We start from the raw sequence: 15,293 nt of genomic DNA, 5'->3' as shown, positions 1-15,293 counted from the left end.
GAGCGGGGTTGTCCTTGGCAGTATATCGGTCGCCTGGCCCTGCAACTTGAGTGCGCTGTATCAACTTTCCAGAGGTTTGATGTTAGCGCGCAATCCTGGCTGAGCAAGAGGCCATGACCTGCGCATAAAAAAACCCGGCACCAGGGCCGGGTTCTTCGTTCAAGGCTGAATAAACATCAGGCCTTGAAGGTGTTGCCTTCGAACTGTTCGGCAACGAATGCCCAGTTGACCAGGTTCCAGAACGCCTCGACGTACTTCGGACGTACGTTACGGTAGTCGATGTAGTAGGCGTGTTCCCAGACGTCGCAGGTCAGCAGCGGGGTGTCGCCGTTGGTCAGCGGGTTGCCGGCGCCGATGGTGCTGGCCAGGGCCAGGGAACCGTCAGCTTTCTTCACCAGCCAGCCCCAGCCGGAACCGAAGGTGCCAACCGAAGTCTTGGTGAACTCTTCCTTGAACTTGTCGAAGGAACCGAAGGCGGCGTTGATGGCTTCAGCCAGGGCACCGGTCGGTTGACCACCGGCATTCGGGGCCAGGCAGTTCCAGTAGAAGGTGTGGTTCCAGACTTGAGCGGCGTTGTTGAAGATGCCACCCGAAGAGGTCTTGACGATCTCTTCCAGGGTCTTGCCTTCGAATTCGGTGCCTGGGACCAGGTTGTTCAGGTTCACGACATAGGTGTTGTGGTGCTTGTCGTGGTGATACTCCAGGGTTTCCTTGGAGATGTGCGGCTGCAGGGCATCGTGGGCGTACGGCAGCGGCGGCAATTCAAAAGCCATGGTGGATCTCCTGATTCAGGTCTATTTGCGGTTTGCGCAAGGCCGATCACGGGCGGCCCGATAAGCGTCGGCGAGTTTGTACTCTTTGCGACGCAAGGGCTGGATCATAGCACCGGGCCCGGCGCATAACCACGCAACAAACATAGGGAATAGAGGTTCCAGAGCGGTTGGGCGCTGCCGACCAATGGCGTGTCGCGGTCAGGTCAATTGAAGATCAACTGCGCCGCCACCGCGAACATCATCACCGCCACCATCAAGTCGAGCATCCGCCAGGTCGCTGGCCGTGCCAGCCACGGTGCCAGCCAGGCCGCGCCGATCGCCAGGGTCGAGAACCACAGCAACGACGCGCTGGCCGCCCCCGCCACATAGGCCCCAGGCACCGTCTGCTGGGCACCGAGCGAGCCGATCAACAGCACCGTGTCGAGGTACACATGGGGGTTTAGCAAGGTCACCGCCAGGGCACTGAGCAGCACCGCGCGGCGCGAACGCACGCCCTGGCCTTGCTGATGCTGCAGGCTCTGCTTGGAACAGGCGCTGCGCAAGGCCTTGGCGCCATACCACAAGAGGAACAGCGCGCCGCCCCAGCGAGCGATGGCCAGCAGTGTCGGGTTGTGCGCCAGTACCGTGGCCAGGCCGAATACCCCGGCAGCCACCAGCAGGGCGTCGCAGACGATGCACAGGGCAGCCACTGGCAAGTGATGCTCGCGGCGCAGGCTCTGGGCGAGGACGAAGGCGTTCTGCGCGCCAATGGCCATGATCAGCCCGAAGGCCACCAGCATGCCGTTCAAATAACTTTGCCACATGGCGGGATACTCCACTGACGCCACGGGACACGGGCGTTGTTCAACGAAAGAAGATGCTGGCCATTGTGGATAAAGCCGCTGTATAAGAAAAACAAATAAAGCTGATCCGGCATTAGGGAAATCGATGTTCGACTACAAGCTGCTAGCCGCCCTTGCGGCGGTGATCGAGCAAGGCGGCTTCGAGCGCGCGGCGCAGGTGCTGGGGCTGTCGCAATCGGCCATTTCCCAGCGCATCAAGCTGCTTGAAGCACGGGTCGGCCAGCCGGTGCTGGTGCGTGCCACGCCACCGAGCCCGACCGAGGTCGGGCGCCAGTTGCTCAACCATGTGCAGCAGGTGCGCCTGCTCGAACGCGACTTGCAACGCCAGGTGCCGGCGCTGGACGAGGAGGGCATGCCCGAGCGTTTGCGCATTGCCCTGAACGCCGACAGCCTGGCCACCTGGTGGGCGGGCGCGGTAGGCGCGTTTTGCGCTGAGCACAACCTGCTCACCGACCTGGTGGTAGAAGACCAGGAAGTGGGCCTTAAACGCATGCGGGCGGGCGAAGTGGCGGCCTGCCTGTGTGGCAGCGAACGGCCGGTGGCCGGCGCGCGCAGCCTGCCTTTGGGTGCGATGCGTTATCGCGCGCTGGCCAGCCCGGTGTTCATGGCGCGGCACTTCCCGCAGGGTTTCGAGGGCAGGCGCCTGGCCCGCACGCCGGCGATCGTGTATGGCCCGGACGACTTTCTGCAACACCGCTACCTGGCATCGCTGGGTATCGAAGGCGGTTTCCTGCATCACCTGTGCCCGTCGTCCGAAGGTTTTCTGCGCATGACCGAAGCGGGGCTTGGCTGGGGGCTGGTGCCTGAGTTGCAGGCACGCGAACAACTGTCCAGCGGGCAATTGGTGGAAATATGCGCCGATACTCCCATCGATGTGCCGCTGTACTGGCATCATTGGCGCAATGGCGGGCACTTGCTCGCGCAACTGACCGACCACCTGCGGCACACGGCACGGCAATGGCTGGTGCCGTTGTAGCCACGGCTGGCGTCAGTTGCATCTGAAATCTGGCAAGGCGGAGTCTTACATGCGAATTCTGGTCACTGGCGCGAGCGGCTTCATCGGCGGGCGCTTTGCGCGCCTGGCCCTGGAGCAGGGCCTGGACGTGCGGGTCAGCGGCCGACGTGCCGAAGGTGTCGAGCACCTGGTCAAGCGCGGTGCGCAGTTCATCCCTGGCGACCTGGGTGATGCCGAACTGGCCCGGCGCCTGTGCCAGGGCGTCGAAGCAGTGGTGCATTGCGCGGGTGCAGTGGGTAACTGGGGGCGCTTCCAGGACTTTCACCAGGGCAACGTGGTGGTCACCGAAAACGTGGTCGAAGGTTGCCTGAAGGAGCATGTGCGGCGCCTGGTGCACCTGTCGTCGCCGTCGATCTACTTCAATGGCCGCTCGCGCCTGGACATCCGTGAAGACCAGGTGCCGCGGCGCTTTCATGATCACTACGCACTGACCAAGCACCTGGCCGAGCAGAAGGTGTTCGGTGCCCAGGAGTTTGGCCTGGAGGTGCTGGCGCTGCGCCCGCGCTTTGTCACCGGTGCCGGTGATGCCAGCATCTTCCCGCGGCTGATGCAGATGCAGCGCAAGGGCCGCGTGGCAATCATCGGCAATGGCCTGAACAAGGTTGATTTCACCAGCGTGCACAACCTCAACGAAGCATTGCTCAGCGCCTTGTTCGCCGACGACCGCGCGCTGGGCCAGGCCTACAACATCAGCAATGGGCAGCCGTTGCCACTGTGGGATGTGGTCAATTACGTGATGCGCCAGATGCAACTGCCGCAGGTTACCCGTTACCGCTCCTATGGCCTGGCCTACAGCCTGGCCGCGTTGAACGAGGCGGCCTGCATGCTGTGGCCGGGGCGCCCGCAGCCGACCTTGTCGCGCCTGGGCATGCAGGTGATGAGCCGTGATTTCACCCTGGACATCAGCCGCGCCCGGCAATACCTGGACTACCAGCCCAAGGTCAGCCTGTGGACGGCACTGGACGAGTTCTGCGCCTGGTGGAAGCACCAGCCCGAAGGCCTGAAGTTCGGCTGAGGCTGATGATGGTCATCAACGTGCCGCGCTTGCAGTTTATACTCGTGCCTCTTTGCGACTACTGCGGTTGAATGTATCCATGCGTAACCATGCTCACGACGATTACGATGATGTGCCTACCCTGAGGGCCGGCACCCCCGACGATGACGAACTGATGCCAGCGCACGTGGTGCGCAATCGCCAGAAAGCCGAGCGTGGGGCCAGCACCGCGCCTTTGTGGGCGCTGCTGGGGGCGTCGTTCATCGCCTTGGTGGGGTTGGGCTGGTGGAGCTTTCAGCAGATATCGCTGATGGAGCAGCAACTGGTCGCGACCCAGGAAAGCTTTGCTCGCATCAGCGAAGAGGCGGCCGGGCGGCTGCAGGCCATCAGCGGCAAGGTGGCGGCCAGCGAATCGACGGTCACGACCGGCAGCGAGGCCTTGAAACTGCAGATCCGCCAGTTGCAGCAAGGGGTGGCCGGGCAGACCGGTGACCTGGGCAAGCGTCTGGAGCAGGTGCTGGCCGATACCCGTGAACAGCAAAAAGCCGTGACTGAGCTGCAGACCCAGTTGCAGACGCAGTTGAAGCTGGTGAATGGCGAACTGGCTGCGCTGAAGTCCAGCCAGGTCGATGGCGGCAAGCTGGATGCCCAGTTCAAGACGTTGACCACGGATGTGGCCGCCTTGAAAGCGGCGCAGGTGGATGGCGGCAAGCTGGATACTCAGCTCAAGAGCCTGGGCAGCGATGTGGCGGCGCTGAAGAAGCAGGGCAACCCGAGTGCGGCGATCCAGAACCTGGAGCAGGACATGCTGGTGTTGAAGAGTCAGATCGACAATCGCCCGGCTGCTGCGCCGTCATCGAGCGGTGCTTCGGTGCAGGAGTTCGATGCGTTCCGTGGGCAGATGACCCGCAGCCTGAATACGTTGCAAAGCCAGGTCCAGAACCTGCAACAGCAGATCAACGCGCGGCCTTGAGCCTTACCGCCGGGGCAACGCGCCCCGGCGGCCGATCCGCTTACAAGCGCGGGTAATCGATGTACCCCACCGGCCCCTTGCCGTAGAACGTTTCCGGGTGTGCCGGGTTCAAGGGGGCATCTGCCGCCAGGCGCGCCGGCAGGTCTGGGTTGGCGATGAATGGCACGCCGAACGCCACGGCGTCGGCCTTGCCGCTGGCCAACGCGGCATTGGCACTGGCCTTGTCAAAACGCTCGTTGACGATGTAGGGGCCGCCGAACGCTTGCTTGATCAGTGGGCCGATGCTGTCGTCGGCGTCTTTCTCCCGCGAGCAGATGAAGGCGATGCCGCGCTTGCCCAGTTCACGGGCGACGTAGGTGAAGGTCTCGGCCCGGTCGGCGTCGCCCATGTCGTGTGAGTCGGCACGCGGCGCCAGGTGCACGCCCACGCGGTTTGCCCCCCACACTTCAATGGCGGCGTCGGTCACCTCAAGCAGCAAACGTGCGCGGTTTTCCAGCGAACCACCGTAGCGGTCGGTGCGCTGGTTGGTGCTGCTTTGCAGGAACTGGTCGAGCAGGTAGCCATTGGCGCCATGCACCTCGACACCATCGAAACCGGCGGCCTTGGCATTTTCGGCGCCGCTGCGGTATGCCTCGACAATGTCGACGATCTCTTCGGTTTCCAGTGCGCGCGGTGTGGGGTAGTCGGTGAGCGGACGCACCAGGCTGACATGGCCCTTGGGCTTGATTGCGCTGGGTGCCACGGGCAGCTCGCCGTTCAGGTAGCTGGGGTGGGAAATGCGGCCGACATGCCACAGTTGCAGGAATATGCGCCCGCCGGCGCCATGCACGGCCTTGGTGACGTTGTTCCAGCCGCGCACCTGTTCATCGTTCCAGATGCCTGGGGTGTCGGGGTAGCCGACCCCCATCGGCGTGACCGAAGTCGCTTCGCTGAGGATCAGCCCGGCGCTGGCGCGCTGCACGTAGTATTCGGCCATCAGTGCGTTTGGCACCCGGCCTTCATCGGCGCGGCAGCGGGTCAGCGGGGCCATGATAATGCGGTTGGGCAGTTGCAGGTCGCCCAGCGTGATCGGGTCGAAGAGCGTAGTCATGCGGTTTCCTTTTCAGAGCGCTCGGCTCAACTGTGCGAGGAAGGCCTGAACGGTCTCCTCATTGCGTTTGAAGAAGTGCCATTGGCCGATCTTCTGGCTGTTGATCAGGCCGGCGCGCTGCAAGATGGCCAGGTGCGCAGAGACGGTCGACTGCGACAGGCCGCAGCGTTGGTCGATCTGCCCGGCACAGACGCCGTGTTCGGTGCTGTGGTGCTGGTCAGGAAACTGCGTTGCCGGGTCCTTCAGCCAGTCGAGGATTTGTCGCCGTACCGGGTGGGCCAGGGCTTTTATTATTTCGTCCAGATCGAGGGGCATGGGGTGGGGCTCGTGGTGAAGCGGTAAATCGCGGTAGGGCGAAATGTAAATCGGTATTTCGCGATATACAAATATGAAGACGTTCTGAGCTGAGCACCAATTGCTATATCGTGTGATGACGATATAGGCCTGGGCGGTGCTAGACTTGCGCCATGAACTACCTCGCACACCTGCACCTGGGCGGCCCTGCGCCGCAGCAATTGCTCGGCAGCCTGTATGGCGATTTCGTCAAGGGCACGCTGGAAGGGCGCTTTGCGCCGGCACTGGAAGCGGCGATCCGCCTGCACCGGCACATCGACAGTTATACCGACCGCCATCCCGTGGTACTGGCAGCGTTGGCACGTTTCCCCGCACAGCGACGGCGCTTTGCCGGCATTGTCCTCGATGTGTTTTTCGACCACTGCCTGGCGCAGCATTGGGCGGATTATGCCGAGCAGCCGTTGGCGCAGTTCACCGGCAATTTTTATCGGGTGCTGCTGGCTGAACCTGAGTTGCCGGGGCGCCTGGCGCGCATTGCGCCGTTCATGGTGGCGGATGACTGGCTGGGGGCGTATGGCGATTTTGCGACGCTGGAGCAGGTGTTCAACGGCATTGCGCGGCGGCTGTCGCGGCCGGCGGGGATGAGCGGGGTGATGCCGGAGCTGGAGCGCTTGTATGAGCCGTTGCTGGCGGACTTTCGTGAGTTCTATCCACAGTTGCAGGCGTTTGCGGCGGTGGGGCGGGTGTCGGGCAGTTAGTCATGTATTGCCTGCCCCGGCCTCTTCGCGGGTACAGGCAGCCCAAGCCAATCAGGCAGCCCGCGCCTGCCGCTGTGGCACCCTCTCTTCCTCTTCAACCCCGAACAACGCCCCATGAATGGCCTGCTGCGCCTGCAAGGCCAGTACCGCTCGCTCTTTCTGCGCGCTGGCAATCGGTTGCAGCAGGTGAATGCACACCTCGCCACGCGGCTGGGCAAACAGACGCAGCAGGTGCGACACCAGATCATCATCGCCAATGAAAGGCGCAATCGGGTCGATCACGCCATCGCGCAAGTACTGGATCGCCACGGGTTGAACGGCCACGCCCTGGTCGATGGCGCCTGCCAGTAGCCGGCCGTGGAACGTTCGCAGGCCATGGCCGTTGGTGGTAGTACCCTCCGGGAAGATCAACAGTGGCCGGGCTTCGCCCAGTTGCGTGCTGATCTGCTCGCGCAGACGCTGGCTGTCGCCACCGCCGCGGCGGATGAACAGCGTGCCGGCTTTCTCTGCCAGCCAGCCGGCCACCGGCCAGTGACGGACTTCGGCCTTGGACAGGAAAGACAGCGGCTGCAGCATGCCGAGCAGTGGGATGTCGGCCCAGGAGACGTGGTTGCTGACCCACAACATCGGCCGCTGCGGCAACTGGCCGATTACCCGCACCTTGAACGGCAAGGCGGCCACCAGGTGCTTCATGAACAGGCAGCTCCAACGTTGCCGGCGCTCGATGGAGGCTTTGAGGCCCAGGCGTTCGCCAAGTGCGATCACGCTGGCCATCAGCATGCCGAGCAGCAGGACCAGAAGCAGCCGTGTCAGGCGGGCCAGTACCCGCAGCTGGGGCATCAGACCGCCGCCTTGAAGTGGCGGGCGTAGCGCGGGCAGAGGTCGTCGCGCTTGAGCAGGATGAACACGTCGGCAACCTGGAAGTCTTCGTCCCAGCACGGCTCGCCGCAGATCTTCGCACCCAGGCGCATGTAGGCCTTGAGCAGCGGTGGCATTTCGGCGATGACGTTGTTGGGCAGGGCCAGGCTTGGCAGGGGGGTTTTCGGCTCGGCACGTAGGTGATCGGTGCACAGGTAACGCTCGCGCAGGCGCTGCATGACCGCATGGGCCTGCACGCCACCGTCCTGCATGGGGATGCTGGCGCAGCCCATCAGGTAGCTGTAGCGCCCTTCGTTGAGTACTTCGGCGAGCTCGCCCCAGAGCACGGCGATGGTGCCGCCGTTGCGGTAGTCGGCGGCCACGCAGGTGCGCCCCAGCTCCAGGATCGGCCCTTTCAACTGCACCAGGCCGTGCAGGCTGAACTCTTCTTCGCTGTAGAAACGGCCCAGGCTGCTGGCCGCCTGGTGGTCGAGCAACCGGGTGGTGGCTACCAGCTCGCCGGTGCTCAGGTCGCGCACACCGATATGGCGGCAGTGCGGGTCGTAGTCGTCCATGTCCAGGCCGTGTTCGGCACCTTTGAGCTTGGCCTTGAATTCTGCACTGAACACTTTGTAGCGCAGGGCCTGGGCTTCCTGCAGGGCCGTGGCGCCGACCAGGCGTTCGGCTTGCAGACGGCGTGCAGTGCTGGTGTCGCCAGCGTGAGCGATCCGAGTCATTACGAGTCTCCATAAGCCAGCCATGAAGGGTTGCGGCCGGTCGGCTTTGTTGTGCAAAGTCAGCGTAGGTAGACGGGGTGTCACCCCTGTGAATCTTTGGTGATGCTTGCGTGACACCCTCCCACACGCCCCAGCAAGGAGCATCCTGCGATGGCTTGGCTACAACGACTCAACGACCCGCTGCGCCTCCCTATGGCCGGCACCCTGGGTGAAACCTACGCCGCGCTGCTCGAGCGCCTTGGCCAGGTAGCCCCGTTCGAACTGGCGGTGCTTGGCGGGCGCGCCATGCCCACGCCGGGCCTGGCGTTTCTGGTTGGCTACCAGGCCGCCTTGCGGGTGCTCTGGCCCAGTGCGCCACCCAGCCTCGGCGCACTGTGCGCGACCGAACGGCGCAGCGTGCGGCCGGCAGACATGCGCACCCGTCTCGACGGTTTGCGCCTTGGCGGCAGCAAGGATTTCGTCACCGCCGGCCTTGAGGCGGAGTGGCTGCTGGTGGCCGCGCGCAGCGAAGCGCCAGGCGAGGCAGTGCGGCTGAACCTGGCGGTGGTGTACCCGGGGGAGCCGGGCGTGACGCTGGAAGCGTTGCCGACCTTGCCGCTGATGCCCGAAGTCGGCCATGGCCGCCTGCACCTGGAGCAGGCGGCTTGCGAGTTGTTGGCAGGCGATGGCTGGGATGCTTACGTCAAACCGTTCCGCTCGCTGGAAGACCTGTACGTGCTCGCCGCGTTGACGGCCTGGCTGTATGGCGTCGGCCAGGAATGTGCGTGGCCGCAGGCGTTGCGTCTGCGTTTGCTGGGCGTACTGGCCGGCTGTGCCGAGGGTAGCCGCCAGTGTGCCGACAGTGTCGGTTGCCATTTGCTGCTGGCGGGGTTGTTTGGCCAGTTTCAGGCGCTGCGCGCCGACATCGATGAGGCGTTGCTGGCGGGGCCCGCGCAGTGGGCGCAGCTCTGGCAGCGTGATCAGGGGGTGTTGGCGTTGGCGGCGGCAGCGCGGGAGAAACGTTTGGCCAAGGCCTGGGCGGCTGCGGGATTGTCATGAAGGGCAGGCAGACTCGGTGAACCATTGAATGCTGGGGCCGCAAAGCGGCCCCATGGCGCCGAGGCCCAAGTGCTCGATACCCTGAAAGCCCTACTGGCAACCCTCAGCCTGGCAGTGGCCCCAGCCTGGGCCGAAGACTGGCCGGCCCCCGACTGGCAAACCGACCCCACCCGCATCGACTGGCAAGCCGTCGACGCCTATGCCTTCCCCCCTGACGGGCGCCTGCGCACCGACGCCCTGCTGATCATCCGCGACGGCCGCATCCTGCATGAACGCTACGCCGCGCCCACCACCGCCAGCACCGCGCACCTTACCTGGTCGGTGAGCAAGAGCGTGCTGGCCACGCTACTGGGCGTGGCCCAAGGCGAAGGGCGTTTCCAGCTGCAGGACCCGGTAGCCCGCTTCTACCCCCCGATGCAGGCACACCCAGAGGTGCGCCTGGGAGACCTGCTGCACTGGGCCAGCGGCCTGGCCTGGCAGGAAGACTACGAATACGCACCGTTGCACTCCTCGGTGGTGGCCATGCTCTACACCCGTGGTCGTGAGGACATGGCGGCCTATACCGCAGCGCGGCCTGCGGCGCAGCTACCGGGGCAGCGCTTTCTCTACTCCAGCGGCGACAGCAACCTGTTGGCAGCGGCCCTGCGCGGCATGCTCGATGCCGGGCAGTATGCCGACTACCCGTGGCAGGCGCTGTTCACGCCGCTGGGCATCAACAGCGCGGTGTGGGAACGCGATGGCGCGGGGAGCTATGTCGGGTCTTCGTACCTGTACCTCACTGCCCGTGACCTGGCGCGCATCGGCCTGCTGATGCAGCGCGACGGGCGCTGGCGCGAGCGCCAACTGGTGCCTGCGACATGGGTGGCGTTCAACCGCACGCCGTTTGCCCAGGCCGAGGCTGTACCCGGTGAGGCCAACCCAGGCGGCCACTGGTGGCTCAACACCGCGTCGCCAGGCGGGGCTCGTCCCTGGCCGCATGCGCCGGCTGACACCTACGCCGCGCTCGGTCATTGGGGCCAGGCGCTGTACGTGTTGCCGACGCAGAAGCTGGTGATCGTTCGCTATGCCGATGACCGAGGCGACAGTTACCAGCATGACCAACTGCTCGAACGGGTACTGGCGGCGCTGGCCGGGGAGGGCGCATGAGGCGGGTGCTGCTGGTGCTGTTGGCGCTGCTTGGCGTGTCGTTGGGATGGAGCGGTTGGCAGGCACGTCAGGCGTTGGCGGACTTCCCGGGCATTCTTTCGGCCTACTCGGCCAAGGAGTACTGCTCATGCCGCTTCGTCATGGGGTTTGACCCGGCGTATTGCCGGGGGTACGTGAAGCAATGGCTGCCCCTTGGCCTGCTGGCGGAAAACAGTGCGCAGCGCCTGGTCACGGCCCAGGGCCTGGGCCGGCGTAACCAGGCCGCATGGCAGGGCGCACGCATGGGCTGCCGCTTGCTGCCATGATGGCGGGCGGGTAAGGTTGCGGTCTTGTTTTACGAGATCTGTCATGTTCAAGTTGCCCCGCCTGCTGCCCGCCTTGTTGCTGGCTCTATGCCTGCCCGCCCACGCCAACTGGCACCTCGATGGCGAGTCATCGCGCCTGTCGTTCATCACCGGCAAGAACGGTGATACCGCCGAAGTCCATCGCTTCCTGGTGCTGCATGGCACGGTAGACCGCAAGGGCGCGGCCGGCCTGCGCATCGAGATGGACTCGGTGAGCAGCGGCATCCCTTTGCGCGACGAACGCATGCGCGACGGTCTGTTCGAGGTCGAGCGTTTTGCCGAGGCGACGGTGAAGGCGCAACTGGACCTGCGCCCGATCAACGACCTGGCCAGCGGTGCGCAAATCGAACTGCGCCTGCCGCTGACCGTTACCCTGCATGGCCAGTCCCACCGCTACAACGCCTTGCTGCTGGCCACGCGGCTGGACGAGCGGCGCTTCCAAGTGGTGACCCTGGAGCCCCTGGTACTGCGCGCCGAGGATTTCGGCCTGATGCCGGGCCTGGAGAGCCTGCGCAAGTTTGCCGGGCTCAAGTCCATCAACCCATCGGTACCGGTCAATGCGGTGCTGATCTTCACCGCCCGCTGACATGCCGGGGCCGGTCTTCCCCTGGCGGGATGGCAACCAGTTCGAACTGCTGATCGACGGCCCCGAATTCTTCCCTCGCATGCTCGAGGCGATCACCCGCGCCGAGTTCCAGGTCGACCTCGAACTGTATCTGGTCGAGGCTGGCGCCTGCGCCGAAGCGGTCGTCGCAGCGCTGGAGCACGCCGCCCGGCGCGGTGTGCGGGTACGCTGCCTGTTCGATGACTATGGCTCGCTGGCCTTCAACAGTGCCCTGCGCCAGCGGCTGCTGGAAGCAGGCGTGTACCTGCGCTGGTACAACCGCCTGCGCTGGAAGCGTGGCTTGCGCAACCTGTATCGCGATCACCGCAAACTGCTGCTGGTGGACGAGCGCTGGGCAGTGGTGGGGGGCACGGGCGTCACCGACGAGTTCTGGACGCCGGCCAGCGCTACCAGCGAATGGCACGAGGTAATGGTGCAGATGCAGGGGCCTGTGGTCAGCGACTGGCAGTTGCTGTTCGACCGCCAATGGCACGCCAACAACCGGCGCACCGCCTGGCGCCCAGCTGAAGGTTTCGGCCTGCCGCGCCTGCCCAAGGTGCCTGCGCAGGGGCAAGGCATGGGCCGGGTAGCGTATGCCGACGCCCGGCAGCATCAGGACATCCTGCATTCGCTGGTGCGCGCGCTCAACAGCGGCAAGCAGCGGGTGTGGCTGGCGACGCCTTATTTCTTGCCGACCTGGAGTGTGCGCCGCTCGTTGCGCCGCGCGGCCAGCAAGGGCCTGGACGTGCGCCTGCTGCTGACCGGGCCGCGCACCGATCACCCCTCGGTGCGCTATGCCGGGCATCGTTACTACCCGCGCCTGCTGCGCGCCGGGGTAAAGATTTTCGAGTACCAGCCGTGTTTCCTGCACTTGAAGATGGCCGTGGTGGACGACTGGGTGAGCGTTGGTTCGTGCAACTTCGACCACTGGAACCTGCGTTTCAATCTTGAGGCCAATATCGAGGCCCTGGACCCGCCGCTGACCGCTGCCGTGGTGGCCAGTTTCGAGCGTGACTTCGCCTTGAGCGAAGAGGTCGACCTCGACCACTGGAACGCCAGGCCGCTGTGGCGACGGGTGAAGCAGCGGGTATGGGGTTGGCTCGACCGTCTGGTGGTCAACCTGCTCGACCGGCGTGACTGAGAGCGACTATCGTGCAGTGACTGTTCACAAGCAATGGAAGGAGTGGATGCGATGACGGCGAAGAAAATTCTCATGCTGGTTGGCGACTACGTCGAGGATTACGAAGCGATGGTGCCGTTCCAGGCCCTTAGCATGGTTGGCCATACGGTGCACGCTGTCTGCCCCGAGAAGCTTGCGGGCCAGACCGTGCGCACCGCGATCCATGATTTCGAGGGTGAGCAGACGTACAGCGAAAAGCCGGGGCACAACTTTGCCCTGAACTATGACTTTGTGCGGGTGCGTGCCGAAAGCTATGACGCCTTGCTGATCCCCGGTGGCCGTGCCCCGGAATACTTGCGCCTGGATGAGCGGGTGCTGGAGCTGGTCAAGGCGTTCGACCAGGCAGGCAAACCGATTGCGGCGGTGTGCCATGGCGCGCAGTTGCTGGCAGCGGCGGGTGTGCTGGAAGGGCGCGAATGCAGTGCCTACCCTGCCTGTGCGCCGGAGGTGCGTTTGGCGGGCGGGACGTTCATCGATATCGCGGTGGACCAGGCGCATGTGGAAGGCAACCTGGTGACCGCGCCGGCATGGCCTGCCCACCCGGCCTGGCTGGCGGCTTTCCTCAAGGTGCTGGGTACACGTATCGCCTGATCTACACGGCCGCTCCTACAAAAGCGTACGCAGATTCAGCCGACCTGCTCGACCCAGTCATTGAGGTTGTAGTAGTTGGTCACCCGGGCAATCTTGCCGCAGTGGATATAGAAGAACGCCCCCGCCGACAGCACATAGGTCTGCCCGTTGGCCGCGGGCAGGCCTTCGTCATCGGCGATGTACTCGCCATGCACGGTGAACTCCGCGGCTGCGCGGCTGCCGTCGGCATTCTGCATGACCACGATATCGGCCAGGCGCTCGCGGTAGCAGCGGTTCATCTTGTCCATGAACGCGGCAAACCTGGCCTTGCCCATCTGCCGCTCGCCCTGGTTGATGTCGTGGATCACATCTTCGTTCAGCAGTGCGAGAAAGCCGGGCATGTCACCGGCATTGAAGGCGGCGTAGTAGGCATTTACCAGTTCGGTAGCGGTCATGGAACAATTCCTGTCGTGTTGGGAAAAGGCGGTGCGTTGGCTTGGATGATAGGGTTTCCCCTCAAGCCCGGCTTAGCCGAGCGCGTCATCCACATCGACAAAACGACCGCCAAGCATGGAAATCCGCCTGTTGCACGGCGCCGCTATCGCGCCTTACATCGATGACCTCGCTCGCCTGCGCTTGACCGTGTTCCGCGAGTTTCCCTACCTGTACGACGGTACGCCGGAGTACGAGGCCGACTACTTATCTACCTATGCCCGCTCCGGGCGCAGCCTGGTGGTACTGGCGCTGGACGCCGGCCAGGTGGTGGGTGCCGCCACCAGCCTGCCGCTGGTGGACGTTGCCGCCGAGTTCCAGCAGCCGTTCCTGGCCCAGGGGCGTGACCCGGCCAGCGTGTACTACTTCGGTGAGTCGGTGGTGCTGCCGGAATACCGTGGCCAAGGGCTGGGGGTGCGTTTTTTCATCGAGCGCGAGTCCTACGCCCACAAACTCGCCGAGTTCGATTATTGCGCCTTCTGTGCCGTGGAACGGCCGGGCGTGCACCCGCTGCGCCCGGCGCACTACAAGCCCTTGCAGGGGTTCTGGCGCAATCGTGGGTTCCTGCACGACCCCTCGTTGCGCACCCACTACGCCTGGCGCGACCTGGATGAACAGGAATCGTCTGAAAAGATCATGTCGTTCTGGCTCAAGGAACTGCCGATATGATCCGCCTCGCGGCCTGCCAGTACGCCATCGAGCTGCACAAGACCTGGGATGCCTACGTCGATCATCTGCAGGGCCTGTGCGCCGAAGCGGCCGAGGCCGGCGCTCAGCTGCTGCTGTTGCCGGAGTACGCGGGCCTGGTACTCAGCGGGCTGTTACCTGCGCAGCAGCGGGGTGATTTGAAGGCTTCTATCGCCGGTATCCAGCCCTTGATCGAACCTTGGAAAGCGCTGTGCGAGCGCATTGCCCGGCGCTGGGGCGTCTACCTGCAGCCCGGCAGCCTGCCGGTGCAGGACAGCGATGGCCGCTATCGCAACCGTGCCTGGCTGTTTGGCCCCGAGGGTGAACTGGGGCATCAGGACAAGCTGATGATGACGCGCTTCGAGCGGGAACAATGGGACATTGCCCCGGGCGATGGCCTGAAGGTGTTCGACACCCAGCTGGGGCGGCTGGGCATTCTGATCTGCTACGACAACGAATTCCCGATGCTGGCACGGCGCCTGGCAGAAGGGGGCGCCGACCTGATTCTGGCACCGAGCTGCACCGATACCGAAGCCGGTTACCACCGGGTGCGCATTGGTGCCCAGGCGCGGGCCCTGGAAAACCAGATTGCCGTGTTGCAGAGCCCCACGGTGGGGTTGGCCGCGTGGTCGCAGGCGCTGGATGAGAACATTGGGCGCGCCGGGTTGTTTGTGCCGCCGGACCATGGCATGCCGAAGGACGGAGTGGTGGCCCTGAGTACCGAGCTTGACCCGGCCGGCAGCCAGTGGCTGATCTGTGACGTGGACCTGGCGGCGGTGCGGCGGGTAAGGGAGCAGGGGCAGGTGTTTACCCGGCGCGACTGGCCAGCGCAGTTCGAGCGCAGCCTGTAAATGAAAACGCCCGGCAGATGCCGGGCGTTTTCGATCAGGCCGGAGGG

Annotated in this window: 19 protein-coding genes; 12 read left to right on the top strand and 7 right to left on the bottom strand. The window is 64.5% G+C overall.

The genetic code is table 11. The features are described 5' to 3' along the window. Positions 1-176 precede the first annotated feature (176 nt). Both HU766_RS18730 and HU766_RS18725 read right to left on the bottom strand, forming a co-directional pair. Positions 177-773, bottom strand: a complete 597-nt coding sequence (locus HU766_RS18730; protein ID WP_095064204.1) for a Fe-Mn family superoxide dismutase — start codon at positions 771-773, stop codon at positions 177-179. A 203-nt stretch (positions 774-976) separates the two neighbouring features. Continuing rightward, the gene (locus HU766_RS18725; protein WP_186659658.1) at positions 977-1,576 is read right to left on the bottom strand and encodes a LysE/ArgO family amino acid transporter; all 600 of its coding nucleotides are present in this window, start codon (positions 1,574-1,576) and stop codon (positions 977-979) included. Positions 1,577-1,700: 124 nt separating this feature from the next. Between HU766_RS18725 and HU766_RS18720 the strand changes: the two genes are divergently transcribed. From HU766_RS18720 to HU766_RS18710, 3 genes are all read left to right on the top strand, one after another. Then, positions 1,701-2,591 carry a LysR family transcriptional regulator ArgP gene (locus tag HU766_RS18720; RefSeq protein ID WP_033702794.1) on the top strand — a complete coding sequence of 297 codons (891 nt, stop codon included), beginning with the start codon at positions 1,701-1,703 and terminating at the stop codon, positions 2,589-2,591. Between the two features lie 49 nt (positions 2,592-2,640). After that, complete coding sequence (locus tag HU766_RS18715) at positions 2,641-3,645, top strand: NAD(P)-dependent oxidoreductase (RefSeq protein WP_033702793.1); 1,005 nt, start codon at positions 2,641-2,643, stop codon at positions 3,643-3,645. A 79-nt stretch (positions 3,646-3,724) separates the two neighbouring features. Then, positions 3,725-4,597 carry an ATPase gene (locus HU766_RS18710; protein WP_186659656.1) on the top strand — a complete coding sequence of 291 codons (873 nt, stop codon included), beginning with the start codon at positions 3,725-3,727 and terminating at the stop codon, positions 4,595-4,597. 40 nt (positions 4,598-4,637) lie between these two features. Here the strand turns inward: HU766_RS18710 and HU766_RS18705 are convergent, their stop codons facing one another. Both HU766_RS18705 and HU766_RS18700 read right to left on the bottom strand, forming a co-directional pair. Continuing rightward, on the bottom strand, positions 4,638-5,687 hold the full coding sequence (locus HU766_RS18705) for an alkene reductase (RefSeq protein ID WP_186659652.1): 1,050 nt from the start codon (positions 5,685-5,687) through the stop codon (positions 4,638-4,640). A 12-nt stretch (positions 5,688-5,699) separates the two neighbouring features. Next, positions 5,700-6,002: a helix-turn-helix transcriptional regulator gene (locus HU766_RS18700; RefSeq protein ID WP_033702790.1), complete on the bottom strand. Its 303-nt coding sequence runs from the start codon at positions 6,000-6,002 to the stop codon at positions 5,700-5,702. Between the two features lie 152 nt (positions 6,003-6,154). Here HU766_RS18700 and HU766_RS18695 point away from each other — a divergent pair, with 152 nt between their 5' ends. Continuing rightward, positions 6,155-6,739 (top strand): ACP phosphodiesterase, encoded by a 585-nt coding sequence (locus HU766_RS18695; protein WP_186659649.1) that lies wholly within the window; start codon positions 6,155-6,157, stop codon positions 6,737-6,739. A gap of 51 nt (positions 6,740-6,790) precedes the next feature. Here the strand turns inward: HU766_RS18695 and HU766_RS18690 are convergent, their stop codons facing one another. Together HU766_RS18690 and olsB are read right to left on the bottom strand one after the other, a co-directional pair. Further along, positions 6,791-7,579: a lysophospholipid acyltransferase family protein gene (locus HU766_RS18690; protein WP_186659647.1), complete on the bottom strand. Its 789-nt coding sequence runs from the start codon at positions 7,577-7,579 to the stop codon at positions 6,791-6,793. After that, positions 7,579-8,334, bottom strand: a complete 756-nt coding sequence (olsB, locus tag HU766_RS18685) for an L-ornithine N(alpha)-acyltransferase (protein ID WP_186659643.1) — start codon at positions 8,332-8,334, stop codon at positions 7,579-7,581. Before olsB ends, HU766_RS18690 begins: the two co-directional genes overlap by 1 nt. Positions 8,335-8,484: 150 nt before the next feature. Between olsB and HU766_RS18680 the strand changes: the two genes are divergently transcribed. The 6 genes from HU766_RS18680 to HU766_RS18655 all read left to right on the top strand — a co-directional run bounded on the left by HU766_RS18680 (position 8,485) and on the right by HU766_RS18655 (position 13,237). Then, the gene (locus tag HU766_RS18680) at positions 8,485-9,372 is read left to right on the top strand and encodes an acyl-CoA dehydrogenase (RefSeq protein WP_186659641.1); all 888 of its coding nucleotides are present in this window, start codon (positions 8,485-8,487) and stop codon (positions 9,370-9,372) included. An 81-nt stretch (positions 9,373-9,453) separates the two neighbouring features. Next, positions 9,454-10,518, top strand: coding sequence for a serine hydrolase (locus HU766_RS18675; RefSeq protein WP_186659714.1), 1,065 nt, complete (start codon positions 9,454-9,456; stop codon positions 10,516-10,518). Further along, the gene (locus HU766_RS18670; protein WP_186659638.1) at positions 10,515-10,823 is read left to right on the top strand and encodes an amidase; all 309 of its coding nucleotides are present in this window, start codon (positions 10,515-10,517) and stop codon (positions 10,821-10,823) included. Before HU766_RS18675 ends, HU766_RS18670 begins: the two co-directional genes overlap by 4 nt. A gap of 43 nt (positions 10,824-10,866) precedes the next feature. Next, the gene (locus HU766_RS18665; protein ID WP_033702784.1) at positions 10,867-11,448 is read left to right on the top strand and encodes a YceI family protein; all 582 of its coding nucleotides are present in this window, start codon (positions 10,867-10,869) and stop codon (positions 11,446-11,448) included. Between the two features lies 1 nt (position 11,449). Beyond that, a complete protein-coding gene (locus HU766_RS18660) occupies positions 11,450-12,607 on the top strand; it encodes a phosphatidylserine/phosphatidylglycerophosphate/cardiolipin synthase family protein (RefSeq protein WP_186659636.1) in 1,158 nt (385 codons plus the stop codon). Positions 12,608-12,658: 51 nt separating this feature from the next. After that, positions 12,659-13,237, top strand: a complete 579-nt coding sequence (locus HU766_RS18655; RefSeq protein WP_033702782.1) for a DJ-1/PfpI family protein — start codon at positions 12,659-12,661, stop codon at positions 13,235-13,237. A 35-nt stretch (positions 13,238-13,272) separates the two neighbouring features. On the opposite strand, the gene HU766_RS18650 is transcribed toward HU766_RS18655, so the two are convergent. Further along, positions 13,273-13,671, bottom strand: a complete 399-nt coding sequence (locus HU766_RS18650) for a nuclear transport factor 2 family protein (RefSeq protein WP_033702781.1) — start codon at positions 13,669-13,671, stop codon at positions 13,273-13,275. A 115-nt stretch (positions 13,672-13,786) separates the two neighbouring features. Here HU766_RS18650 and HU766_RS18645 point away from each other — a divergent pair, with 115 nt between their 5' ends. Both HU766_RS18645 and HU766_RS18640 read left to right on the top strand, forming a co-directional pair. Continuing rightward, complete coding sequence (locus tag HU766_RS18645; protein ID WP_186659634.1) at positions 13,787-14,377, top strand: GNAT family N-acetyltransferase; 591 nt, start codon at positions 13,787-13,789, stop codon at positions 14,375-14,377. Beyond that, complete coding sequence (locus HU766_RS18640; protein ID WP_186659632.1) at positions 14,374-15,246, top strand: carbon-nitrogen hydrolase family protein; 873 nt, start codon at positions 14,374-14,376, stop codon at positions 15,244-15,246. Before HU766_RS18645 ends, HU766_RS18640 begins: the two co-directional genes overlap by 4 nt. Positions 15,247-15,293 lie beyond the last annotated feature (47 nt).

Origin of the sequence: Pseudomonas sp. SWRI77 (assembly GCF_014269105.1) — a bacterium.
GTDB lineage: Bacteria > Pseudomonadota > Gammaproteobacteria > Pseudomonadales > Pseudomonadaceae > Aquipseudomonas > Aquipseudomonas capeferrum.
Note: the sequence above shows the minus strand (reverse complement) of the source record. Positions and strands in the feature narration are given on the sequence as shown.

Excerpts from the sequence above, each read along its gene's own strand:
- HU766_RS18640 (WP_186659632.1), top strand. The coding sequence starts at position 14,374 with ATGATCCGCCTCGCGGCCTGCCAGTACGCCATCGAGCTGCACAAGACC.
- HU766_RS18670 (WP_186659638.1), top strand. The coding sequence starts at position 10,515 with ATGAGGCGGGTGCTGCTGGTGCTGTTGGCGCTGCTTGGCGTGTCGTTG.
- HU766_RS18680 (WP_186659641.1), top strand. The coding sequence starts at position 8,485 with ATGGCTTGGCTACAACGACTCAACGACCCGCTGCGCCTCCCTATGGCC.
- HU766_RS18720 (WP_033702794.1), top strand. The coding sequence starts at position 1,701 with ATGTTCGACTACAAGCTGCTAGCCGCCCTTGCGGCGGTGATCGAGCAA.
- HU766_RS18690 (WP_186659647.1), bottom strand. The coding sequence starts at position 7,579 with ATGCCCCAGCTGCGGGTACTGGCCCGCCTGACACGGCTGCTTCTGGTC.
- HU766_RS18710 (WP_186659656.1), top strand. The coding sequence starts at position 3,725 with ATGCGTAACCATGCTCACGACGATTACGATGATGTGCCTACCCTGAGG.
- HU766_RS18695 (WP_186659649.1), top strand. The coding sequence starts at position 6,155 with ATGAACTACCTCGCACACCTGCACCTGGGCGGCCCTGCGCCGCAGCAA.
- HU766_RS18700 (WP_033702790.1), bottom strand. The coding sequence starts at position 6,002 with ATGCCCCTCGATCTGGACGAAATAATAAAAGCCCTGGCCCACCCGGTA.
- HU766_RS18665 (WP_033702784.1), top strand. The coding sequence starts at position 10,867 with ATGTTCAAGTTGCCCCGCCTGCTGCCCGCCTTGTTGCTGGCTCTATGC.
- HU766_RS18655 (WP_033702782.1), top strand. The coding sequence starts at position 12,659 with ATGACGGCGAAGAAAATTCTCATGCTGGTTGGCGACTACGTCGAGGAT.
- HU766_RS18715 (WP_033702793.1), top strand. The coding sequence starts at position 2,641 with ATGCGAATTCTGGTCACTGGCGCGAGCGGCTTCATCGGCGGGCGCTTT.
- olsB (WP_186659643.1), bottom strand. The coding sequence starts at position 8,334 with ATGACTCGGATCGCTCACGCTGGCGACACCAGCACTGCACGCCGTCTG.
- HU766_RS18660 (WP_186659636.1), top strand. The coding sequence starts at position 11,450 with ATGCCGGGGCCGGTCTTCCCCTGGCGGGATGGCAACCAGTTCGAACTG.
- HU766_RS18650 (WP_033702781.1), bottom strand. The coding sequence starts at position 13,671 with ATGACCGCTACCGAACTGGTAAATGCCTACTACGCCGCCTTCAATGCC.
- HU766_RS18730 (WP_095064204.1), bottom strand. The coding sequence starts at position 773 with ATGGCTTTTGAATTGCCGCCGCTGCCGTACGCCCACGATGCCCTGCAG.
- HU766_RS18725 (WP_186659658.1), bottom strand. The coding sequence starts at position 1,576 with ATGTGGCAAAGTTATTTGAACGGCATGCTGGTGGCCTTCGGGCTGATC.
- HU766_RS18645 (WP_186659634.1), top strand. The coding sequence starts at position 13,787 with ATGGAAATCCGCCTGTTGCACGGCGCCGCTATCGCGCCTTACATCGAT.
- HU766_RS18705 (WP_186659652.1), bottom strand. The coding sequence starts at position 5,687 with ATGACTACGCTCTTCGACCCGATCACGCTGGGCGACCTGCAACTGCCC.